The following is a 23,536-nucleotide window of genomic DNA, read 5'->3' as shown; positions in this document are numbered from 1 at the left end:
AAAAGATCACGAACCAGAGGAAAATCTGTAGGATTTTCCGAGTAGGCTATAACTAGCAATTAGTTATACACGTTGTTAGAGGCAGTTATTTATTACTATTCTAATTCCTTTAATTTAGCTTGAGCTTCTTGATTTGCATCTATTCCAATTGCTTTTTTGTAATACTTAATTGCTTCTGATTTGTTTTTTTGAGATAAAAAATAATTTCCTAAAGCGACAAAACTTTTTGATTCATTAGGGTAGAAATCGGCATTCAATTCTAGATATGCTAAAGCTTTTTCAGGAAGATTATGCCCATCCAACATAAAGGAACCGATTTGATTTAGTAATTCCCAATCAGGTTTTACTTCGCGTTTCATACGAATACTTAATTTTTTATAATGGGACTGAAATGGTTCTGTTAATTCTTTGGCAGAATATTCTTTTGGCGTGTTAAAACGCCACATTTCAGGGAATGGAAACCAAGAAAAAATAGACCGCAATCCGTTATATTGAGCTGGTATCACTATGCTTCCGTGGTCTTCGTTCTTAAAATATTCCCATTTAAAATTAAGCTCTTTATTATTTTTCATTAACAGGTCGTGAAAATTTAAATTTGCTCTAATCTGTTCAGTAGGAACTGTTTTATCTTTTCTAACTTTAACTGTATCCATTTCTTTACCAATACTATTAGCTACTGCTATATATAATGATTTTTCCTTTCGGTTTCCTTTATTTAGTAGTTCTTGAGTTTCTTTGACTAGATTTTCTTTGTCCCACCAAAGACTTGGGTCTATTGCCAAATAATTATCAAAAGAATTTTCGTGATGCAGGAATGAATAAAGTACAAACAGACCTCCTGTAGAATGACCAATAATTGTGTTGTTGTTTTCGGTTGGGTATTTGTTGTTTATAAATGGTTTTAATTCTTCGTCTATAAACTTTATAAAATTACTGGCACCTCCTGAAGTTTCTGATTGTTGTCCGCGTTGAAAAGGAACGTTGGTTGGTGTGAAATCTCTGGTTCTATCTGTATTTGTAATACCAACTATAATAGAGTTAGGAATTTGCCAAGGTAATAGTTGTTTTAACATTCCAGTAACAACATAGAAATTTTGAGATGCATCTAATACATAAATAACAGGATATTGCTTCGTATTATCAAAATCTTCGGGTATGTGTACCCAAATTTCTCTTTGCTCTTGCAGTATATTTGAATACAAGCTATCAACTTTCCCGATTACTATTTGCTTTTCGTCATTTTCATTAAATTGTGCTATTCCTTGGAAGGATAGGAACAACGTGATTATAGAAATTATAATTTTAGACTTTCTCATTTGTTCGGTAAGGTTTTAGTTTGCGATTATTTATTTTGGCAAAATGACAACATCAAAAACAATTACTGACTTCTCTTTTTTGAAATCTCTTATCGTTTTTTTTAATTGCCTCTAACACCTTATATCTGTTTCATTCGTGATAGTATCACCTGAATACCTCCGGATAAACACATATTTAGTCTTATGGCTTAAGCCCTAAAGTTAAACTAAATTTATAAGCATTTTATAAGTAGATCTACGTATTTTTGATAGCATGTTGCAATCAGATGTTAACCACATTAGACGGCAGTGTTACACGCTAGCCTAAGCCACAAAAAAACCACTCTTTATGAGTGGTTTTATTATTATAAGGATGTGAACGTATTATTTGCCACTAAGGCTTTTATTATACACCCAAATTTCATCCCAACGGTTGGTGAATGCATCATCCCGCGCATCTAAATGCATCTGCCATTGATCGGCACCAAATAACTTTTCAAACGTCGCTTTAAAATTTCGGTCTTCATCCATTTCTGCCCAAGTTTTCATAAAGCCTACGGTAGCCACATGTCGTCCTAAATCCCCTTGTAAGAAATCATTATAGTATAATCCCCAAGGGTTGACACCATCCATGGCTTTAATGGTTTCACTCACCCGTTTAAAGTGGTTGTTCATTAAATACCCATAGTCCTCAGAAACTTCAAAATAACGGACAAACATTATTGGATATATATTATCTGGCGATAACATACTCGTGTTTGACTTCTCATCATCTTGCGACCAATACTCTATGGTATGAATCTTTTTAATGTAAGGCATCACATTATCACGCCAGTCTTCGTCATGACCATTGGTTGAAGGACGTCCGTCATTATGCTTAAACATCATAGACCCCATTTGCCAAATCATTTTACCGGCATTTGGACCCGTTGTAATATTGTAAACTGTGGCATCATAAGGGCTTTCGCTATGATACGTTTGATTGTGTTTTCGCATGTTGACACCCAAGGTTTTTAATTGGGTATTGTCTGGAGTAAACAGAATGTTTTGCCACATGTTATAATCTTCAGATTCTTGTGCATTTATCGTATATGAATACGTAAATACCATTGCGAGCATCAGGAACGATGCCATTGTTTTTCTCAACATAATTTAATTGGTTTTGTTGGTTAATTGTGCACCTTGATGATCATCAAAGCACTGTTAAAGTAAAAATTGATTAATAGCCTATAATAAATGAAGTGTTACACTCGCATTTAAGATAAAGATCAGACTTGAAGATGTTTAAATATAGCTAAAAATCAGACATTTAACTAATTTTGTTAAAAAAAATGCTTTGAAATGACAAATCCAATTCCTGTTTTTGAATGCTATTGATAGTAATCCATCCCGCTTATTTTGAGCACATTGTATTGTTTTAGGGACTTAAATCGAAGAAAATTGTGACTTTTCAGAAAAAGTGGTGTCTTATTAGTAAAGGACATCAAGTTACCCTTGACCAATGAAACATAAAGTAAATCCTTAAATGTGGATCTCTAAAAAGAAACATTAGCAAGACGACATCCTTAAAAATGCCGAGTTAGCGGTATTAATGAAACATAAAGTAAATCCTTAAACCGATCTCTAAAAAGAAACATTAAGACAAAAAACTCCAAAGACAGATTACCATCTGTAGTCATATCGAAATACGACCGAAGTGTTTCGATATTTTTGTTTTTTTAGCGACCCTAAACCTGATGAGATTGGTAAATCATCAGTTAAATACGTCCACTTTCGTTCTATTAATGATATAAAAAAAGGGCACTATTCAACCGTGTTAAATAGTGCCCTTTCGAATAGTGTTCAATTACTGAACACCTGCGGTATTAGTCTATAGTAAGTGCCTTAAAAGCGCCATTTTCTAGAGTAATAACGTCATTATCACCATTGGTTATTGTTGCGGTAAATGTCCCCTCAATATACTCACCAGTGGTTTGAGTTAAAGTCATACTACCACTATCGGCAAAATCGAAATCGAATCCTAAAGGATCTGAAGTAAATGATACTTGATATTCGGCATCAAATGTGTCTTCAACATCAAAAGTCCCGTTTTCTACTCCTATAGGAAGCCATAACGAAATTTGCGTATCTCCCGGATCTAAAAAATCGGCACCATTGTTACCATTTAAAGTAATTACCAACGATTGTGCTGTTGCAATATTTATAAAGTTGTAATCGGTTCCATCAATTGTAAAGCTTATAAAGGTATCTGGAAGTTGTATCCCTGGATTGTCGTCATCAGAGCTACATGATGTGATACTTAAGCCAATAACCATTAATAGTGCGACTACATTAAATTTTAAAGTTTTCATAAATGTTTCATTTGTTTATTAACCGCAATACCTCTAACGCTTAGAGTCAAACAGTTAAAATTAATTTTAAAAAGATTTTAGATGTGTAGGTATTATTTTACAAGGCGCAAATATAGTCTAGAATTACTCTAGTGCAAGCTAATAATCAAATACTTTTAAAAACCAGTTAGCTCTTGTCTTTCTTTTTCAAAAACCCAAAAATACCTCGCTTTTCTTTCCGTTCTTCTTCATCAGTATCCACTTGAAAATCACGTGCCTTAGCGTCCTTTTTAAACAATCGTTTTAAGAAGCCATCTCGCTTTTCTTCATCACAGGCTAAAGCTTGTTTTACGGCATCAGAAGGCGCTTCAAATTTTGCCTGAGTGATAGTATTAAATTGCTTATCTTGATTCATTTGCTTTAAAAACAGCGCGACCATTGGTAGCGCCGAATTAGCGCCTTGACCTATGGAAGTGTTGCTAAAGCCAATGCGATGATCGTCATTTCCAACCCAGGATAGCATGACTAATTTCGGACTTATACCTGCAAACCAGCCGTCCTTATTGTTTTGAGTTGTTCCGGTCTTCCCAGCCAAATCATTAGTTATCCCATATGTAGATCGCATCCGCCTTGCCGTTCCTGTATTAATAGTAGAGGTCATCATTTCAATCATGGTCTGGCGTGTGACTTCTGAAAATGCTGCGGGTATTTCTTTAGCATTTTTACGCTCATAAATTATGCTTCCTGATTTGTCCGTGATCTTAGTAATATAATAGGGCTGAGACACACGACCGTCATTCACAAAACTCGTATAGGCTCCTACTAACTCTAACATAGACAACTCAGCTGTTCCTAAAGCTAAAGACGGTACTTCTGGCAATTGAGAAGTGATTCCCATTTTTTGTGCTTGCTCAATCACCCGTTTGATACCAACATCTTCTAAAACTTTTACGGCAATAGTATTTACCGATTCGCTTATGGCTTTCTCAAAGGAATAGTTAAGATGCCTATCCAATTCTTCTTGTCCACCATTAGTTGGCGTCCAATCCTTTTGATTGGTATAGGTGATTTCTTTTACCGGATAATAGGTACAAGGTGCAATACCTTGTTCTAAAGCAGTCGTATAAACGATGGGCTTAAAGGTAGAACCCACTTGCCGCTTTGATTTGGCTACATGATCAAATTTAAAACGCTGAAAATCAACACCGCCCACATAAGCTTTTATCCCTCCAGACAAAGGATCTACCGCCACAAACCCTGTGTTTAAGAACTTCATCATATGCTGTAAACTGTCAATAACCGAAGCTTGTTTTATATGCTCTCCGTTCCAAGAAAACAAACTCACATTACGCTTTACCTTGAGACTATCCATAATCTGCTGATGGGTGTACGTCTTTTGTTTTAAAGACTTATATATCTGTAATTCTTTGATCCGTTTATTAATCAAGTCCTTGTTTTTTAACCAAGGTGCGTTGGCGCCATAAGCGTTTTCATACTGTGATTGCAGTGTCGTCATATGTGATGTCATAGCAGCTTCAGCATAGCGCTGCATATCAACATCGAGCGTGGTATGAATTTGTAAACCGTCTTTATAGAGATTGTAGTTCGTGCTTGCGGTTTTATTGAGACTATCTAACAAGGTTTTAACTTCTAACCGTACCTTCTCCCTAAAGTAAGGTGCAACGCCATCGTTATGCGTAAATTTTTGATATGCTGCCTTTAATGGTATTTGACTGGTTTCTGTTTTTGTCGCCTCATCAATATACCCATACTTATGCATTTGCTGTAAGACCACATCGCGTCTTAACTGACTGCGTTCTGGAAATAATCGTGGATTATAGCCATGAGGTGCTTTTAAAGTTCCTATGAGTGTTGCTGCTTGATCAAGACTCAGTGCTTTTGTTTTGCAACTAAAAAAACGTTGAGATGCACTTTCTATACCGAAGACATTCTCACTAAAAGGAACCGTGTTTAAGTAAAGTACAATAATCTCTTGCTTTGAATAGATACTTTCAAAACGATGCGCTCCTATCATTTCCTTCACCTTATTTACAGGCATTGAAAACCAACCATGATCTTCTCTTGGATAGATATTCTTAACCAATTGCTGACTAATAGTACTTCCTCCGCCTGCCGAGTCATCTTGTAATAAAATTGATTTGAAGAATACCCGTAATAAACTGCGGTAGTCGACACCATCATGCTCGAAGAATCTCGCATCTTCCGTGGCAACTAAGGCATCAACTACATGCTTCGGAAGCTGTTCATAAGTAATCGCTTGTCTGTCAAAAATGAAGTATTTCCCGAGTAATTTAGTATTAGCATCCAATAACAAAGAGGCCTCCGATTGTTTGATATCCTTTAATTCGTCTTCAGAAGGCAGTTTACCCCAAAGTCCAATATACACTGAAACCCAAAAGAGCAACACCAAAGTCATACCAGTCAAGATGGCTATTAATAAACGTTTGAGCCAAATAGACTTGAATTTCATTTTCATAGGTGGTCATTAGAGTTTAGTAACAAGGTATATACGAACAAAATTAAGAAATCGACGTTTGTAGATTAGATTTTATTTTCTGCACCAAGGTGCTAAATTCCTTTTTTAACATTCATTAATAAATACCTATATAGTTTTGTTAAAGCCCAGTAAATATTATGTAAACCTCAACAAATACGCTATATTAAAGGGAATTGAATTACGAATTAAAAATATATTACAATGAAGTTTATTAAAGAAAAACATGAAAAGAGAAGAGATTATATTTTACAAAAAGACAAGAAAACACTGTTTGGAGCACGTTTCATTTCTAGTGTTCTAGCCATCTTAGTAATGGCAGTAACCGTATCCTATTTCGTATTAAGCAAATAATTTATCACTGAAATAAGTCATATCTTTGTTATGATGAAAAGCTCAATAATTTCATATTGAGTTTTTTTATGTCAATATATGTTAGTTAAAGGTTATTTTTCCGACAAATACTAACCTTACGCACATAGTCATATTAATTAAAAACAGAAAGGACAAACCGCTATGTTAACTTGGAAAGAAATCATCAACTTTGCCGTAAAAGGAAATCCTACTCCAGACCGTAGAGTAGAAAAAACAGATGCCGAATGGCGTCAGCAATTAACTCCAGAACAATTTAGAATCACCCGTCAAAAAGGCACAGAACGTCCCCATAGTGGTGCATTGTGCAGTATTTATGACGAAGGTCAATACAACTGTATTTGTTGTGATACGCCTTTGTTTGATTCGACCATCAAATTTGAATCTGGATCGGGTTGGCCTAGTTTCACACAGCCTATTAAACCCAATGCCATTACATATAAAAGAGATGCCTCTTTTGGAATGGTGCGCGTTGAAGTGATGTGCAATACTTGCGATGGTCATTTAGGACATGTTTTTCCTGACGGACCAGAACCAAGTGGTTTGCGCTATTGTATTAATTCCGAATCTATGCAATTAGATTCTAAAGTAAAGGAGACAAACTAATGGCAAGTAAAAATTTAGATCAACTCACCGTTGGTGCTGGCTGCTTTTGGTGTATTGAAGCGATTTTTAACGAAGTTAAAGGCATAGAAAAAGTGGTGTCTGGTTATAGTGGTGGAACCGTTCCAGGAACTCCAACATATAGAGAAGTATGCTCTGGCCTTACTGGTCATGCCGAAGTCGTGCAAGTTACCTTTGATCCAGCTGTTATTTCTTATGAGGATTTGCTCGTAATTTTTATGACGAGTCACGACCCAACAACCTTAAATCGTCAAGAGGCCGATGTAGGTACACAGTATCGCTCGGTAATTTTTTATCATGACGAGATACAAAAGGATATTGCAGAAGTTGTGGTTAAAGAAATGTCACCCTATTATGAAAGCCCTATCGTGACAGAAGTAAGTCCGCTAGGTAAATTCTTTGAAGCCGAAGCTGCACATCAAAACTACTATGCTAATAATCAAAGTCAAGGCTATTGTAGTTTTGTTATTAATCCTAAGTTAGCGAAACTTAGAAAATTACATGCAGATAAGTTAAAACCGAGTGTTATTTAAGGTATAAAATCAACACGAATGGATACTATTCCGAAGATAAAACTATTTGGTACTGGCCATTGTCATAAAACGCAATTCTATCTAGACGTTTTAGAGACAACTAGATTACCTTATGAGTTTTTGGATGTAGAACTACATAAAGACCACGCAGCAGAATTGCGTGGTCTTTACGCAAACAACAAGCTTAACTTCCCAACCATACTGATAGGCTCTAAGAAATTGCGTAATCCAAACAAAGCCGAACTTGAAAAATGGTTAAATAAATTAATACCTGACCATTAATTGTTTTAAATTTGGATATCCATCCTAAAATTCACAGACGTTATGTCCATAGTTGATCATCTTAAAAACTACTTCAATAAAAAACGCAACAATGAAATGACTGGAGCTGCTCCAGAAGGCATCTGCCCTAATTGTTGGGGAAAACAAGAATGGGAAGGTGAATTTTATAAATTCAATAAAGGCAGTAAAAATGACCAACGAGACGACACCTATAATAATTTCATTAATAAAATTGTAGAGAGTAATATTGAAGGTATTGTCATATCAAAAGATACGTATACTTGCCAAACCTGTCATATTACATATGACCACACACACTGATAACTATGGAAAAAACAGTTACTGAAGCGATTAATTATCGTCGATCAACACGCGTATATACAGATGAGCCTATTGATACTGAAAAAGTAAAGCAGTGCCTTTATAATGCCTCTCTGGCGCCTACAAGTAGCAATTTACAGCTATGGGAATTTTATCATGTCACCGACAAAACCATACTTGACAAGTTAGCTACAGCTTGTTTTAATCAAAATGCGGCAAAAACAGCACAGCAACTGGTGGTGGTCGTCACACGAAAGGATTTATGGCGAAAACGCGCAAAGGCAAATGTGGCTTTTTTAGATAAGGCATACAGCAAACCCAATTTAGACGAGCGCTCGTTGAAACGCAAAAAAATGGCAACTGATTATTATACTAAAATCATCCCAACCATCTATACTGATTTTTTTGGCATCCTAGGTTTTCTAAAATATTTAGCTTTTCAAGTGGTTGGATTATTCCGCCCTATTTACCGCCAAACACGCTTAAGTGACATGCGCATTGTCGCTCATAAAAGTGCTGGTCTTGCAGCCGAAAACTTCATGATTAGCATGTCAGCCATTGGCTATGACACGTGCCCAATGGAAGGCAGTGATACCTTACGGGTTAAACGCATACTGAAACTGCCTAGAGGCGCCGAAATCAATATGGTGATTAGCTGTGGCATCCGGAATGCGGAAAAAGGCATCTATGGTCCTCGATTTAGAGTGCCATTTGAAGATGTCTATTTTGAGAAGTAATTACTTATCAAAATTCTTAATCCCTTCAGACAACCAATTGTAATAGGTGTCAGCATCTGGAGTATAACTTATAGGAGCAATCAAGTTCTCTTCATTATGACCCATTAGGACATAAAACGGCTGTGTATTGGTTTTATATTTTAGAGTCTGCAGTTCGCTCCATTTCTGGCCAATATACTTTAGTTTTTTTCCAGGTCTTAACTTAGAATCTGTGACCTCATCTTCCGACAATTTTCGCTTGTCATCTACGTAAAGAGATATCAGAATAATATCATTTTTAAGTCGATTAAGGACTTTATCTTTCACCCATACGTTTTGTTCCATTTTACGACAATTGACACAAGCCCAACCTGTAAAATCTATCATCACTGGTTTTCCAACTTCTTTAGCATATGCTAAACCTTTATCATAATCATTAAAGGCTAAGATATCATGTGGCGCCAGCAAATGTGAACCATCTGGCAATTCAGAATGGTCTGCTGAGACACTACCTCCACCCTTAGAATTTCCAACACCATAAGGAGACTCACTGTAATCTAAAGGCGGTGGAAACGCACTAATCAAATTTAAAGGAGCGCCCCAAAGTCCGGGAATCATGTAAATAGTAAATGTCAATGTAAGTAATCCTAGTAATAATCTACCCACGGAAATATGCTTCAATGGCGAATCGTGTGGCAGTTGAATTTTTCCGAGGAGATATAACGATAAAGTACCAAAAATGGCAATCCAAATTGCAATAAAGACTTCACGCTCTAAGAAATGTAATTGCAAGACTAAATCGGCTTGTGATAAAAATTTAAATGCTAATGCCAACTCTAAAAAACCAAGAACTACCTTTACCGTATTCAACCATCCTCCAGATTTTGGCAATGAATTTAACCAACCTGGAAATGCTGCAAATAAGGCAAAAGGTAAAGCAATTGCCGTAGAAAACCCTAGCATACCAATGACAGGAGCAATTCCTCCTTTAGACGCAGCTTCCACTAAAATAGTTCCCACAATGGGTCCTGTACACGAAAAAGAGACAATAGCCAATGCTAGTGCCATAAAAAATATACCAATAAGTCCACCTCTATCTGCCTGTCTATCGGCTTTATTCGCCCAAGAATTTGGTAATACAATTTCAAAAGCACCTAAAAAAGAAATGGCAAATACCACGAGCAATATGAAGAATATGACATTAAACCAAACGTTAGTTGCGAGTGCGTTTAAAGCATCGGCTCCAAATACCGCCGTAATAATAGTACCTAGTAACACATAAATAACAATGATAGATAAGCCATAAATGATAGCATTTCGAATCCCTTTGGCTTTTGACTGGCTTTGTTTAATAAAAAAACTAACCGTCATTGGTATCATCGGAAAAACGCAGGGTGTTAATAATGCTACAAAACCAGAAAAGAATGCTACAAAGAAAATAGACCACAAGCCTCTAGTAACACCTTTATCATCATCTGATACTGTGGCTACATCTGCTTTAACCTTGGTGGTTTTTGTAAGATCAAAATTTAAATCTATATATGTTGGTGCCGTGCATTGCTTATCATCACAAGCCATAAAACCAACCTCAGCAATAACAGAAATGATGTCTGTATTTGAACGTTTTACGCGTTGCCTAAATTCTGTTACACCTTCAAAATATTTGATCTTCATATTAAAAACAGGATCATCTACAGTGGTGCCATCTTCCTCATTTGTTTTTCCTATAAGCTCAACACCTTCTTTTAAATCATACTCAAAAGTGGTTGGAATTGGTCCATCTTCTGGTACGTTTTGAGAATACAAATGCCAACCATTATCGACCGTAGCTATTGAGACTAAATAATATTCTGTGTCTGATATTTTTTCTACAGAAGAGCTCCATTTTACAGGTTCAAAGATTTTAGAAGAGTCGTCTGTGGTATTCGACTGGAACACACTGCCATCAGCGTCCTCAGTAACAACAGCATTTTTAGCCTCTTTTAAATTAAATTTAAGATCGATATAATTGGGAGGCAGACACTTTTCGTCATCACAGACCATAAATTCAACTTCACCTTCTACAATGGACAGTTCCTGATTTAAAACTGTAATACGCTGTCTAAATTCGGCTTTATCACTAAAGAATTTAATGACCATTTGAAAAACTGGATCATCAACGGTATGACCTTCGTCTTCCAAAGTGTTTCCATTTAGCTCATAGTCTGCATTAGCATTATAAACGAATGTGGTTGGAATTGGTCCATCTTCAGGGACATTCTGTGAATACAGATGCCAGCCGCTATCAATTGTTGCTGTAGAAATTAAATCAAATTCGGTATCTGAGATCTTTTCGACAGACGTTTTCCATGTAACAGGTTTAAAGATTTGAGCATGGGAGGTAACTCCAAAGACTAGAAAACTACAAAGCGTTAGGATGAAATTCTTCATTAGAATGAATTAGGTTTATTGACATGGTGTGGCATTAGAACGTATGTATTACGTATTACTTACACTGGGTCATAAAATAATTAGCAATTGAAAAAGCTAATTTAACAAAAACGAAGGTATTATACGAGAGCATTTCACCTTGATTAACAAATATCAATTTAAGACACAAAAAAAAACCGAACAGATTGTTCGGTTTTTTGTGTTAGTCTATGGTCTTTATTTCATTACCCTCATACTTCCATTGGGTAATACCACCATCGAGGTCGTATATCTTTACAAAGCCAGCGGCTTGTAACTTTTTAGAGCATTTTGCACTGCGCATTCCAGACTTGCAATAGACAATGACTGGTTTTCTTTTATCCAATTGAGAAATATCATCATCGAAGGTAGGAGATAAAAAATCGATATTCTGTGAATACTCAATATAGCCTGTTTTATATTCTTCAGGTGTTCTCACATCTACAAGTTGAACGTCTTCTAATTCTAAAAGTGTTTGCATTTCCTCAGGAGATACAATTTTAATTTCACTTTCTGTTTTTTCTTTGCAACTATACGCTAGAGCGAATATCGCAAAACAATAAATTAATACTTTATTTTTCATTTTGATTGACTTTTATATTGAAGCGACTTCACCTCGCCATGCGGTAAATCCTCCAATAAGGTTATAGGTGTTTTTAAATCCTAACTGATTCATGACACTACAAGCTTGTCCGCTACGACCACCAACCTTACAATACACATAATAGTTCTTGGACGTATCGAGTTGCTTAACCTCATCAATAAATCCTTGACCTTTATAAATATCAATATGAAGTGCATTAGGAATAATACCAAGTGCGACTTCTTCTGGTGTTCTGACATCTAAAATTACTGCATTTTTGTCAGCAGTTAATTGTGATATCCAATCTTGTTGTGTTAAATCAGCCATAGTTATCTTTTCATCAATAATCGTGCAAAATTAACTTTTCCTTATGAAAAAGACGAAAAAAAATCCGAAGTGTTACACTTCGGATTCAAAAAATATTAAAAATTGATGTTATACTTTAATAGAACAACCAATTGCTCGGGTCTTTTGTTCTGGCACTTCTTTACCTGCTAATAGAGCATCTACAGCATCTTCAACATAGCGTTTCGTCACTGCGCTAGCATCCTTATAGTTGTCATCAATCGCTCCAATATACTTTACCTGAGGGCCCTTTTTAGTGCGCTCTAAAACATATACATGAGGTGTTTTAGTAGCTCCATATTGCGGATAAATACGTTGTCCTTCATCCATCAAATACGGAAATGTAAATCCTTTAGCTTTTGCTCTAGCTTTCATGTTTTCCATACTATCTCCCGGCTTAACGTCAGTATTATTTGGCATGATCGCAATAACTGGGTATCCTTGATCGGCGTATTTCTTATTCAATGCTTCTACCCGATCTTCATAGGCAACTGCATACGGACAGGTGTTACATGTAAACACTATAATGAAACCTTTAGCCTCATTAAAATCTTCCATGGATACCATGTTCCCATCGATGTTCTTTAGTTCAAAATCTGTCGCGATGTCTCCAATATCATAGCCAGTTCCTACAGTTGTAAATGCAGACATTGTAACGAGGACAACAAGAGCTAATACTGTTTTTAACGTATTCTTCATAATAGTCTATTTTATAAATTGTTTTAATTCAGTTTCTAATTCTTGATAGGTAAAAGAACGCTCATAAAACGTCTTTTTAGTTTTATTGTATATGATAGTTGCTGGTATAGCACCCGACCAATTTTCATTTACCTTGGGTATCCATGTATTTGAGTCAATATCATCTAACACGACAACCTCACTTTCTAATTTATGCTTTTTCAAAAAAGGTTTTAGCTTGGTATCAATTTGTTTTGGAAAGTCGAGACTCACTAAAATAACTTCAACGCTTTGATTTGCGTAAGCTGTATTTAGTTGTTCAAAATAAGGCAGTTCTTTAACACAGGGCGCACACCATGTTGCCCAAAAATTGATCACATAAGTTTTATTCTGATCTTTTTTACTTAAATACGCTTCTAGCTCATCAAAATTAAAAACCTTTAAGGCATCTGAAACGATATATGCTTGGTTGATGTCATGAATATTGCGCTCCTCGGACGTTTTTCCGAAGGTAAAAAGCACCATAAAAACAAGGATTGTCATCTGATTCATGACCTAAATTTAAACATGAAATACCGCCTTTCGGAAAATTTAACAAAATATTAAAAAAATACATCAACTTAACTACTACATTTGTATATACAATTGTTGTACATGAAAGAGTTGAATACCATATTAAAAACAGCATCACAGTTACCCTTGTCAAGACAAACGGTGATTAACGTGTTTCTATCCAATACTGTGGTAAAAAATCAGCTTTTAGAAGTCTTAAAGCCTCATGACCTTTCTCTAGAACAATTTAATGTACTGCGCATCTTAAGAGGTCAGAAGGGAAACCCCTTAAATCTTCAAGATATTCAGGAGCGTATGATCAATAAAATGAGTAACACGACTAGATTGATAGATAAACTCATTTTAAAAGATTGTGTGAAACGAACAGAGTGTAAAAACAACCGTCGTAAAATAGAGCTTTACATCACCAAAACTGGATTAGACAAACTGAAAGATTTGGACCAACTGGTAAATTCAACGGAAGAAAAGATTACCAAAAACCTAAACGCAGATGAATTAGAGCAACTCAACGCCTTATTATCTAAACTACAATTATAAACCAAAAACAGAATTTAAATTACAAAACAATGAAAACAAACATTTTAAAAACAGCAGCTATTTTAGTACTAGCATTATCATTTGTATCTTTTACAAGCCTTTTAAAAAGAGAAGTGAAAGTTCAAGAATCTACGATCTCTTGGAAAGGTTATAAAGTCACTGGCTCACACGAAGGAACTATTTCTTTAAAAGACGGTTCTCTAGTATTTGAAGACGATCAATTAACAGGTGGAAACTTTTCAATTGATATGACAAGTATTAATGTTACCGATTTAGAAGCTGGAAGCGGTAAAGAAAAATTAGAAGGTCATTTAAAATCAGATGATTTCTTCGGCATTGCAAAGTACCCTAATGCTATGTTAACCATTACTAAGGTAGAAGGTAAAGACGGAAACTTTAAAGTAACCGGAGACTTAACAGTTAAAGGTGAAACACATCCAACAACTTTCGATATGATGGTAAAGGATAATACTGCAACTGCCACAGTTAAAATCGATAGAACTAAATACGGAATCCGTTATGGTTCGGCTAGCTTCTTTGACGGTTTAAAAGACAAAGCTATTTACGACGAATTTGATCTAAATGTCATGTTGAAGTTTTAAGAAATTTTGATTAATAGCAACATTAAGTGATTAGAGATTCCCATGATTATGGGAATCTCTTTCTTTTTTTAAGATATAGTTTGAAAACTAAATTTTCATGTTTATATTTGAACTTTATAATTCAAATGAACACAAATTTAAATCATACTTGGTGGTGGTCTTCTCGAAACTCAAACGTCGTGAACTAATCCTATAGGTATATTTAAAGTAAACATATCAAAAAGGCTTGTCATTCACGACAAGCCTTTTTTAATAACAAAAAATGAAAACATTCAGTTTATATACACATTACAAGAAAATATTAGCAGACACCATAACTCCGGTGAGCATCTATTTAAAGATTAGGGATAAATTTCCTAATAGTATTTTGTTGGAAAGTAGTGACTATCACGCCAATGATAACAGTTTTTCCTATATCTGCTTTAATCCTATAGCGTCTATAGAGGTGGACAAAGATGTGATTTATCAAAGCTATCCCGATGGCAGTTCGAAAACTAACAATGCTTTAAATGTATCGGTTACTGCGGAAATACACAAGTTCACAAAACGCTTTAAGGTAAATTCTGACGAAGATTTCAAATTTATTAATAATGGCATTTTTGGTTATACCGCGTACGATGCAGTCAAATATTTTGAAGATATCGAGATCTCTAAAAAACCAGATTCATTAGACATTCCAGATATCTATTATGCGGTGTATCAAAACATCATTGCCATTAATCATTTTAAAAACGAAGCCTATATTTTCGCGCATTGCTTTAAAACTGAAAATAATATTGATGAAATTCTTCAATTAATAAGTTCTAAGAATTTTGCCTCTTATAACTTTAAACCAGATTCTAACATCACATCAAATCTTACAGATGATGAGTATAAAAGTCAAGTTGAACTCGCCAAAAAACACTGTGCACGGGGTGATGTATTTCAATTGGTACTCTCAAAAAAATTCTCTCAGGCTTTTAAAGGCGATGAATTTAATGTCTATAGAGCTTTAAGAAGTATTAATCCGTCACCTTACCTCTTCTATTTTGACTACGGAAATTTTAAAATCTTCGGAAGTTCCCCAGAAGCACAACTCGTTGTGAAAGACACCCAAGCTGAAATTCATCCTATAGCAGGCACCTTTAAAAGAACAGGTAATGACGAAGAAGATCAACAACTAGCGAAACAACTCGCCGAAGACGATAAGGAAAACGCAGAACACGTTATGCTAGTTGACCTCGCCAGAAACGACTTGAGCAGACATGGAAGTGAAGTCTCGGTAGACACCTATAGAGAAGCTCAATTCTTTTCTCATGTGATTCACTTAGTGAGCAAAGTCACTGGAAAAATACATGATAAAACACCAACCATGCAAGTTGTTGCAGATACATTTCCAGCTGGAACATTAAGTGGTGCTCCAAAACACAGAGCAATGCAGCTTATTGAGCAATATGAAAAAACAAGCCGAGCATTTTATGGAGGTGCCATTGGCTTTATGGATTTTGAAGGCAATTATAATCACGCTATTATGATTAGGACGTTTTTAAGTCAAAATCACCAACTCCATTGGCAAGCAGGTGCAGGTTTAGTCTCTAAATCAACTCCTGAACATGAATTACAAGAAGTATATAACAAATTAGGTGCTTTAACAAAAGCCATAGAACTAGCAGAAGAGATATGAAAGTATTAGTTATTGATAACTACGACAGTTTCACCTATAATTTAGTCCATTATTTAGAAGATTTAAATTGTGAAGTAACGGTTAAGCGCAACGACAAATTGACACTTGAAGAAGTGGATCAATTTCATAAAATAGTCCTTTCACCTGGACCCGGAATTCCAGATGAAGCTGGTTTACTAAAAGCTATTATTGGCACCTATGCGCCAACCAAAAGTATTTTAGGCGTATGTCTCGGTCAACAAGCTATTGGTGAGGTTTTTGGAGGGTCACTTTTAAATTTAGAAGAGGTTTATCATGGCGTCGCAACTAAAGTCACGATTACCGTTGATGACGAGTCTCTATTTGATCATATGGATAAAACTATTGAAGTGGGACGCTACCATTCATGGGTTGTACATTCTAAATTACCAGAACAATTAGAAGCTACCTCTTTTGATGACAACGGTCAAATTATGTCGCTTCGTCATAAAATCTATGATGTCAAAGGTGTGCAATACCATCCTGAATCTGTATTAACTCCAAACGGAAAACAAATTTTAGAAAACTGGATCAATAGCTAATATGAAACATATCCTAAACCGACTAATAAACCACGAAAGCATCTCTAGTGAAGAAGCAAAAAATGTATTGGTAAATATTTCCGAAGGACTATACAACCAAAGTCAAATTGCGTCTTTTTTAACCATCTATATGATGCGCAGTATAACGCTAGAAGAATTACAAGGCTTTCGTGATGCCTTACTTGAATTATGCATTCCTGTTGATCTCTCTGATTTTAATGCTATCGATCTTTGTGGCACTGGAGGTGATGGAAAAGACACCTTTAACATTTCCACCTTATCCTCTTTTGTTACAGCAGGCGCAGGAGTTAAAGTAGCTAAACATGGTAATTATGGTGTGTCTTCAGCATCAGGGTCTTCAAATGTCATGGAAGCTCTGGGTGTCAAGTTCACTAATAATGTTGATCAGTTAAAACACAGTATTGACAAAGCAGGAATCTGTGTGATGCACGCACCATTATTTCACCCAGCCATGAAAAATGTAGCTCCAATTCGCAGAGAATTAGGTGTGAAAACATTTTTTAATATGCTCGGACCAATGGTAAATCCAGCTTTTCCTAAGAATCAAATGGTAGGCGTGTTTAACTTAGAGCTCCAACGTATTTATGGTTATCTCTACCAAAATACCGACAAAAACTATAGTGTTATTCATGCTTTAGATGGTTATGACGAAATCTCTTTAACTGGTAAAACAAAGATCATTTCCAACGCCACCGAAACCATGTTAGACCCATCAGACTTAGGTGTTGAAAAAATAGAACAATCTGAAATTTTTGGTGGTACTACCGTTTTAGAAGCCGCAGAAATCTTTAAAAAGATTATCAATGGAAAAGGTACTCCAGCACAAAATAATGTAGTTTGCGCAAATGCAGGCTTAGCCATAGCAACAGTTCAAAAAATATCACATCAAGAGGGTTTTCAACTAGCTAAAGAAAGTCTTGAAAGCGGAAGAGCAAAAGCAAGCTTGGAGGCCTTAATAGAATTAAGTAACTAATGGATATACTCACTAAAATAGTAAACGATAAACGTGTTGAAGTTAAGCTTCGCAAACAACTTATTCCTGTGAGTCAACTTGAACAGTCTGTTTTATTTAAACGAGAAACCATTTCACTTGCAAAAAAACTGCGCTCAAGTGACACTGGAATAATAGCAGAACATAAACGCCGTTCGCCTTCAAAACAAGTCATTAATCATGATTTAAACGTCTTTGATGTTGCTAAAGGTTATGAAAATGCTGGTGTATGTGGAATATCGGTACTAACCGATGGAAAGTATTTTGGTGGAAGTTTAGATGATCTTCTAACCGCTCGTGCAAGTTGCAATTTGCCATTATTGCGTAAAGAATTCATCATTGATGAGTATCAAATCCTAGAAGCCAAAGCACATGGTGCTGATGTCATTTTATTAATCGCAGCTATTCTCACAAGAGCCGAGATTAAGCAGTTTTCTGAATTTGCCAAACACCTAGATTTGGATGTGCTGCTTGAAGTTCACAATGAAGAGGAACTTAATAAGTCTGTGATGCCTAGTCTGGATATGCTTGGGGTAAATAATAGAAACTTAAAAACTTTTGAAGTCAGATTAGAAACTAGTAAACAATTAAGTGCATTGATCCCTAATGACTTCGTTAAAGTTTCAGAAAGCGGCATTAGTACTATTGAAGCCATTAAGACTTTACAACCCTTTGGTTATAAAGGCTTTTTAATTGGTGAGAATTTCATGAAAACAACTAACGCAGGTGAGAGTGCTGCTCAATTTATTAAAAACTTACAGAAATGAAACTGAAAGTCTGCGGAATGAAATATAGAGACAATATAAACGAGGTTGCGCAATTGCTACCCGATTATTTAGGCTTTATATTCTATGAAAAATCAAGTCGGTTTTTTGACAGAAACCTTCCTGAAGTACCAGAATCTATCAAAAAAGTTGGTGTATTTGTCGATGCTTCGGTAGACGCAATTATAGAAAACATTGAAACTCACCATTTACAGGCAGTTCAATTGCATGGTCAAGAATCCCCAAAGTGTTGTCAAGCCATTCGTGAATTTTGTCATTCAACATCGAGAACAGTCGAAATTATAAAAGTATTTAGCATCAAAACTGATTTTGATTTTTCAGTTTTAAAAGCATTTGAGAAGGCGTGCGATTACTATTTATTTGACACTAAAGGCAAATTACCTGGCGGAAATGGCTATGCTTTTAATTGGGACGTATTGCAAGATTACCCATCAACTAAACCCTACTTTTTAAGTGGAGGCATTGGATTAAATGAGATTAAAAGCCTTCGGGCTTTTAAAAACACTAAAGCTTCAAAATATTGCTACGCTATTGATGTGAATAGCAAATTTGAGATTGAAGCAGGCCTTAAAAACACAATTGAATTAGAAAAATTTAAACATGAGCTACAACATTAACAACAAAGGTTACTACGGTGAATTTGGAGGGGCTTACATCCCAGAGATGCTTTACCCAAATATTGAAGAGTTACGTCAAAATTATTTAAAGATCACAGATGAGCCTTCATTTAAAGAAGAATTTGATCAATTATTAAAAGATTATGTTGGTCGACCTTCTCCACTCTATTTTGCAAAACGTCTCAGTGAAAAATACAATACCAAAATCTACCTAAAACGTGAAGATTTAAATCATACAGGTGCACACAAAATCAACAATACCGTTGGACAAATTTTATTGGCGCAACGGTTAGGCAAAACCAGAATAATTGCCGAAACGGGAGCAGGTCAACATGGTGTAGCCACAGCAACTGTGTGTGCACTCATGGGCATGGAATGTGTGGTGTATATGGGAGAAATTGATATTGCGCGTCAAGCACCAAATGTAGCCAGAATGAAAATGTTAGGAGCAAGAGTTGTGCCTGCAACTTCTGGGAGCAAAACCTTAAAAGATGCTACAAATGAAGCCATGCGCGATTGGATAAACAATCCTGTCGATACGCATTATATTGTCGGAAGTGTTGTAGGCCCTCATCCCTATCCAGATATGGTAGCTCGTTTTCAAGCTATTGTTTCCGAAGAAATTCAATGGCAACTTAAAGAAAATGAAGGAACAGACAAACCTGATTATGTCGTTGCTTGTGTTGGTGGTGGTAGCAATGCGGCTGGTGCCTTTTATCATTATTTAGAAGATACAGATGTGAAATTAATAGCTGTGGAAGCTGCCGGAAAGGGAATCCATTCTGGTGAGAGTGCTGCTACTTCCGTTCTCGGTCGTGAAGGCATTATCCATGGTAGTAAGACGCTATTAATGCAAACTGATGACGGACAAATAACCGAGCCCTATTCTATTTCCGCAGGTTTAGACTATCCTGGTGTTGGTCCAATGCATGCACATTTATACACCTCTGGTCGTGCCGAATTCATGTCAATTACCGATGATGAAGCCATGATAGCTGGATTAGAATTAAGTCAGTTGGAAGGTATAATTCCTGCTATTGAAACTAGTCACTCTTTAGCTATTTTTAATCAAAAGACATTTAAACCAGAAGATATCATCGTCATCAACCTTTCGGGTCGTGGCGATAAAGATTTACAGAATTATATTGATTATTTTAAATTGTAAATGAAACAAATCGGGTTATACATATTATTAATCATTATTACCTCTTGTAAAACAAAAGGAAAAGAGCTCATACCAATCGACACCATTAATGTAACTCAAGATATTGTAAATCCGCAACACTACATTGTCACCAAGGTGAATACTGAATTAACTATAGATGGTAAAGCCGATGAAATTGAATGGAACAATGCTTCATTTACTCATGATTTCATTGATATTGAAGGTGTTAAAATTCCAAAATTCAGCACCAAAGTGAAAATGCTTTGGGATAATGATTATTTATATGTTTATGCGCTAATGAAGGAACCTCATATTTGGGGAGATATTACAGAAAGAGATGCGATCATCTATTTAAACAATGACTTTGAAGTCTTTTTAGATCCATCTCAAACTGGTTTTGGATATGGTGAAATTGAAATTAATGCTTTAAATACAGTTTGGGATTTATATTTAGATAAACCTTACCGTGTTGGTGGGAAAGCTAATTTTGAATGGGATCTAAAGCAATTAAAATCTGCCGTATTCATCAACGGCTCGATAAATAAATACAATGACATTGATAACTCTTGGTCACTAGAAATAGCTATCCCGTTGCTACCCTTTGTTCGATTAAAAAACAAACCAAAAACCTTTCCCAAAGAAAATGAACAGTGGAAACTTAATTTTTCAAGAGTTGAGTGGGATTTTGATATTATTGATGGTGAATACCAGCGCAAAAAAGAAAATGACACCTATTTAAAAGAATACAACTGGGTTTGGAGTAATCAGAAAGTCATCAACATGCATGAACCTGAAAAATGGGGTATACTGCAATTTACAGAACAAGAAACTTCAGACAAAGTGATATTTAAGGAAGATCCTGATATGCTTGTAAAGCAAGTGGCATATGCGCTTTTCAGAAAAACCAGACATCAAGATTTAAAAGAATTATTAAAAACAGAAACGGGTTCGATAAGAGAAATGAATGTAAAATATTCAGAAAGTGACTCATTAGTTGCGACATTTTTCAAAACTAATTTTGGGTTTGAATACCAAATAAAGAGTCCTATTTCAAAAACCACCTACATCATTAATGAACAAGGTCTATTAAAAACGTTATGAAACATTTATTTATATCTATAGCTGTAATTCTCATGTTTTCTTGTCAAGAAAAAACAGAAAACAAGAAAGAATTATCAACAACTAAAGCCCCTTTTGTTTTTGCTACTTGGGCTAATGCTGGCAGCACGTTTGATAAATTAAAATGGGAAGCTAAATTGACCTATTATGATTCATTAGGAATTTCTGAAGTCTTAGTTGGAGGTAGCCCAGAAGTTTTAAAACAACTGGTACCACTTGCGACTAAGAAAAACATAAAAATCCATGCTTGGATGTGGACGCTTAATAGACCAGGCGATACTATCGCTAACAAGCATCCAGAATGGTATGCCGTTAATAGAGCGGGTAAAAACTCTCTAGAATATAGAGCATACGTAGATTACTATCAATGGTTAAGCCCATTTCATCCAGAAGCTCGAGAACATGTTAAAAATAACGTCAGAAAACTGACCACTATTAAAGGACTTGCCTCCATTCACCTAGATTACGTTCGATATGTGGATGTGATATTAGGAAAGGATTTACAACCAAAATACAATTTGGTACAAACTACAGAGATGCCTGAATATGATTATGGTTATCATCCTATAGCTAGAGCAGGTTTCAAAAGTATTTTTGGCAAAGACCCACTAGATATAGAGCACCCAGAATTAAGTACGGAATGGCGACAATATCGCTTAAATGCCGTTACAACTTTAGTCAATGAACTCGTCGAAATTGCGCATAATAGTAATAACAAAATGACCGCAGCCGTGTTTCCTTTTCCGGAAATGTCTAGACAAATGGTAAGGCAAGCATGGAATGATTGGAATTTAGACGCAGCCTACCCAATGGTTTATAATAATTTTTATCGTGAAAATGTTAACTGGATTGGTTTCGCTACAGAACAAAGTGTTAACGATGTTGACTTTCCAATATTTTCAGGATTATACAGTCCTGCCTTGCAAGACCCAAGAGATTTAGAGAAAGCCATTCGCCTTGTAAAAGAAAAAGGCGCTCAAGGTTTCTCAATATTTACAGCAGACAACCTGAATAAAGCACAAAAAGACATATTTATCAAATTGAAAGAAGAATATCAAAATGAATAGAATTAATCAAAAACTAAAAGAAGATAAAAAGCTTTTATCCATTTACTTTACAGCAGGATATCCTAGTATAGATGATACGGTTTCCATATTACAAAATCTAGAGAAAAACGGTGTTGATATGATAGAAATAGGCTTGCCTTTTAGTGATCCTTTAGCCGATGGCCCAACCATACAAGCGAGTTCTACTCAAGCCTTAAAAAATGGCATGACCACTGAAGTCCTATTTGATCAATTAAAAGATATTCGAGAAACCGTTTCTATTCCATTAATCATTATGGGGTATTTTAACCCAATGCTACAGTATGGTGTTGATGCATTCTGTAAAAAATGCCAAGAGGTTGGAATTGACGGTCTCATCATTCCAGATTTGCCCGTAGATGTCTACAACGAAAAGTATAAAGCAACTTTTGACAAATATGGTTTAATCAATGTGTTTTTAATTACCCCTCAAACCTCAGTTGAACGCATTAATTTTATAGATTCTATTTCAAGTGGTTTTATTTATATGGTGAGCAGTGCCAGTGTTACGGGAAGTAGTTCTGGATTTGGAGATGAACAAACTTCATATTTTAAACGTATCGCAGATATGCAACTCCATAATCCGCAAATTGTTGGTTTTGGAATTTCTGACAACGACACCTTTACCCAAGCTACGCGATATGCAAAAGGTGCCATTATTGGGAGTGCATTCATAAAACACCTATCAAATAACGGCACTTCTAAAATTTCGGAATTTGTAACTACCATTTTATGATAGTTTAACTATTTCTGACCATGTTTTAACGGGTTCTTAT

At 35.6% G+C, this 23,536-nt stretch carries 26 protein-coding genes; 17 read left to right on the top strand and 9 right to left on the bottom strand.

Annotated elements, in window-relative coordinates; translation table 11 throughout:
* Nucleotides 1-95 precede the first annotated feature (95 nt).
* From BLT57_RS06020 to BLT57_RS06005, 4 genes are all read right to left on the bottom strand, one after another.
* Nucleotides 96-1,316 carry an alpha/beta hydrolase-fold protein gene (locus BLT57_RS06020; protein WP_091423636.1) on the bottom strand — a complete coding sequence of 407 codons (1,221 nt, stop codon included), beginning with the start codon at nucleotides 1,314-1,316 and terminating at the stop codon, nucleotides 96-98.
* Nucleotides 1,317-1,679: 363 nt separating this feature from the next.
* Entirely contained in the window at nucleotides 1,680-2,444 is a 765-nt protein-coding gene (locus BLT57_RS06015) for a hypothetical protein (RefSeq protein WP_091423631.1), read from the bottom strand.
* 716 nt (nucleotides 2,445-3,160) lie between these two features.
* On the bottom strand, nucleotides 3,161-3,646 hold the full coding sequence (locus tag BLT57_RS06010; RefSeq protein ID WP_091423630.1) for a hypothetical protein: 486 nt from the start codon (nucleotides 3,644-3,646) through the stop codon (nucleotides 3,161-3,163).
* A 166-nt stretch (nucleotides 3,647-3,812) separates the two neighbouring features.
* Entirely contained in the window at nucleotides 3,813-6,122 is a 2,310-nt protein-coding gene (locus BLT57_RS06005) for a transglycosylase domain-containing protein (protein WP_091423627.1), read from the bottom strand.
* A gap of 222 nt (nucleotides 6,123-6,344) precedes the next feature.
* Here BLT57_RS06005 and BLT57_RS14120 point away from each other — a divergent pair, with 222 nt between their 5' ends.
* From BLT57_RS14120 to BLT57_RS05980, 6 genes are all read left to right on the top strand, one after another.
* The gene (locus BLT57_RS14120; protein ID WP_172827433.1) at nucleotides 6,345-6,494 is read left to right on the top strand and encodes a hypothetical protein; all 150 of its coding nucleotides are present in this window, start codon (nucleotides 6,345-6,347) and stop codon (nucleotides 6,492-6,494) included.
* A gap of 162 nt (nucleotides 6,495-6,656) precedes the next feature.
* The gene (gene msrB, locus BLT57_RS06000) at nucleotides 6,657-7,118 is read left to right on the top strand and encodes a peptide-methionine (R)-S-oxide reductase MsrB (protein WP_091423625.1); all 462 of its coding nucleotides are present in this window, start codon (nucleotides 6,657-6,659) and stop codon (nucleotides 7,116-7,118) included.
* Nucleotides 7,118-7,669: a peptide-methionine (S)-S-oxide reductase MsrA gene (msrA, locus tag BLT57_RS05995; RefSeq protein WP_091423622.1), complete on the top strand. Its 552-nt coding sequence runs from the start codon at nucleotides 7,118-7,120 to the stop codon at nucleotides 7,667-7,669. The genes msrB and msrA overlap by 1 nt, the downstream gene beginning before the upstream one ends.
* Before the next feature lie 18 nt (nucleotides 7,670-7,687).
* Nucleotides 7,688-7,951, top strand: coding sequence for an NrdH-redoxin (locus BLT57_RS05990; RefSeq protein ID WP_091423620.1), 264 nt, complete (start codon nucleotides 7,688-7,690; stop codon nucleotides 7,949-7,951).
* 42 nt (nucleotides 7,952-7,993) lie between these two features.
* Nucleotides 7,994-8,272: a hypothetical protein gene (locus BLT57_RS05985; protein WP_091423617.1), complete on the top strand. Its 279-nt coding sequence runs from the start codon at nucleotides 7,994-7,996 to the stop codon at nucleotides 8,270-8,272.
* A 5-nt stretch (nucleotides 8,273-8,277) separates the two neighbouring features.
* Nucleotides 8,278-9,009, top strand: coding sequence for a nitroreductase family protein (locus BLT57_RS05980; RefSeq protein WP_091423616.1), 732 nt, complete (start codon nucleotides 8,278-8,280; stop codon nucleotides 9,007-9,009).
* On the opposite strand, the gene BLT57_RS05975 is transcribed toward BLT57_RS05980, so the two are convergent.
* The 5 genes from BLT57_RS05975 to BLT57_RS05955 form a co-directional block, all read right to left on the bottom strand.
* The gene (locus BLT57_RS05975; RefSeq protein ID WP_091423613.1) at nucleotides 9,010-11,418 is read right to left on the bottom strand and encodes a protein-disulfide reductase DsbD domain-containing protein; all 2,409 of its coding nucleotides are present in this window, start codon (nucleotides 11,416-11,418) and stop codon (nucleotides 9,010-9,012) included. It lies immediately after the preceding gene.
* A 202-nt stretch (nucleotides 11,419-11,620) separates the two neighbouring features.
* Nucleotides 11,621-12,019, bottom strand: coding sequence for a rhodanese-like domain-containing protein (locus tag BLT57_RS05970; RefSeq protein ID WP_091423611.1), 399 nt, complete (start codon nucleotides 12,017-12,019; stop codon nucleotides 11,621-11,623).
* Between the two features lie 12 nt (nucleotides 12,020-12,031).
* Nucleotides 12,032-12,346, bottom strand: coding sequence for a rhodanese-like domain-containing protein (locus BLT57_RS05965; RefSeq protein WP_091423564.1), 315 nt, complete (start codon nucleotides 12,344-12,346; stop codon nucleotides 12,032-12,034).
* Nucleotides 12,347-12,454: 108 nt separating this feature from the next.
* On the bottom strand, nucleotides 12,455-13,063 hold the full coding sequence (locus BLT57_RS05960; protein WP_091423560.1) for a thioredoxin family protein: 609 nt from the start codon (nucleotides 13,061-13,063) through the stop codon (nucleotides 12,455-12,457).
* 6 nt (nucleotides 13,064-13,069) lie between these two features.
* Entirely contained in the window at nucleotides 13,070-13,594 is a 525-nt protein-coding gene (locus BLT57_RS05955) for a TlpA disulfide reductase family protein (protein ID WP_091423557.1), read from the bottom strand.
* A gap of 102 nt (nucleotides 13,595-13,696) precedes the next feature.
* Between BLT57_RS05955 and BLT57_RS05950 the strand changes: the two genes are divergently transcribed.
* The 11 genes from BLT57_RS05950 to trpA all read left to right on the top strand — a co-directional run bounded on the left by BLT57_RS05950 (nucleotide 13,697) and on the right by trpA (nucleotide 23,496).
* Nucleotides 13,697-14,152, top strand: a complete 456-nt coding sequence (locus BLT57_RS05950; protein WP_091423555.1) for a MarR family winged helix-turn-helix transcriptional regulator — start codon at nucleotides 13,697-13,699, stop codon at nucleotides 14,150-14,152.
* A gap of 29 nt (nucleotides 14,153-14,181) precedes the next feature.
* Complete coding sequence (locus tag BLT57_RS05945; protein WP_091423550.1) at nucleotides 14,182-14,754, top strand: YceI family protein; 573 nt, start codon at nucleotides 14,182-14,184, stop codon at nucleotides 14,752-14,754.
* A gap of 262 nt (nucleotides 14,755-15,016) precedes the next feature.
* Nucleotides 15,017-16,417, top strand: coding sequence for an anthranilate synthase component I family protein (locus tag BLT57_RS05940; protein ID WP_091423546.1), 1,401 nt, complete (start codon nucleotides 15,017-15,019; stop codon nucleotides 16,415-16,417).
* On the top strand, nucleotides 16,414-16,977 hold the full coding sequence (locus BLT57_RS05935; protein ID WP_091423543.1) for an aminodeoxychorismate/anthranilate synthase component II: 564 nt from the start codon (nucleotides 16,414-16,416) through the stop codon (nucleotides 16,975-16,977). Before BLT57_RS05940 ends, BLT57_RS05935 begins: the two co-directional genes overlap by 4 nt.
* Before the next feature lies 1 nt (nucleotide 16,978).
* Nucleotides 16,979-17,971: an anthranilate phosphoribosyltransferase gene (gene trpD, locus BLT57_RS05930; protein ID WP_091423540.1), complete on the top strand. Its 993-nt coding sequence runs from the start codon at nucleotides 16,979-16,981 to the stop codon at nucleotides 17,969-17,971.
* Complete coding sequence (trpC, locus tag BLT57_RS05925) at nucleotides 17,971-18,756, top strand: indole-3-glycerol phosphate synthase TrpC (protein ID WP_091423537.1); 786 nt, start codon at nucleotides 17,971-17,973, stop codon at nucleotides 18,754-18,756. Before trpD ends, trpC begins: the two co-directional genes overlap by 1 nt.
* A complete protein-coding gene (locus BLT57_RS05920) occupies nucleotides 18,753-19,391 on the top strand; it encodes a phosphoribosylanthranilate isomerase (protein WP_091423534.1) in 639 nt (212 codons plus the stop codon). Before trpC ends, BLT57_RS05920 begins: the two co-directional genes overlap by 4 nt.
* On the top strand, nucleotides 19,375-20,556 hold the full coding sequence (gene trpB, locus BLT57_RS05915) for a tryptophan synthase subunit beta (protein WP_091423531.1): 1,182 nt from the start codon (nucleotides 19,375-19,377) through the stop codon (nucleotides 20,554-20,556). The genes BLT57_RS05920 and trpB overlap by 17 nt, the downstream gene beginning before the upstream one ends.
* The gene (locus tag BLT57_RS05910; RefSeq protein WP_091423528.1) at nucleotides 20,557-21,657 is read left to right on the top strand and encodes a carbohydrate-binding family 9-like protein; all 1,101 of its coding nucleotides are present in this window, start codon (nucleotides 20,557-20,559) and stop codon (nucleotides 21,655-21,657) included.
* Nucleotides 21,654-22,742 carry a family 10 glycosylhydrolase gene (locus BLT57_RS05905; protein WP_091423525.1) on the top strand — a complete coding sequence of 363 codons (1,089 nt, stop codon included), beginning with the start codon at nucleotides 21,654-21,656 and terminating at the stop codon, nucleotides 22,740-22,742. The genes BLT57_RS05910 and BLT57_RS05905 overlap by 4 nt, the downstream gene beginning before the upstream one ends.
* On the top strand, nucleotides 22,735-23,496 hold the full coding sequence (gene trpA, locus BLT57_RS05900; RefSeq protein ID WP_091423522.1) for a tryptophan synthase subunit alpha: 762 nt from the start codon (nucleotides 22,735-22,737) through the stop codon (nucleotides 23,494-23,496). Before BLT57_RS05905 ends, trpA begins: the two co-directional genes overlap by 8 nt.
* The last annotated feature ends 40 nt before the right edge of the window (nucleotides 23,497-23,536 follow it).

Source organism: Formosa sp. Hel1_31_208 (genome assembly GCF_900104785.1).
Classification (GTDB): domain Bacteria; phylum Bacteroidota; class Bacteroidia; order Flavobacteriales; family Flavobacteriaceae; genus Psychroserpens.
This window is presented reverse-complemented; position numbering and strand designations above follow the sequence as displayed.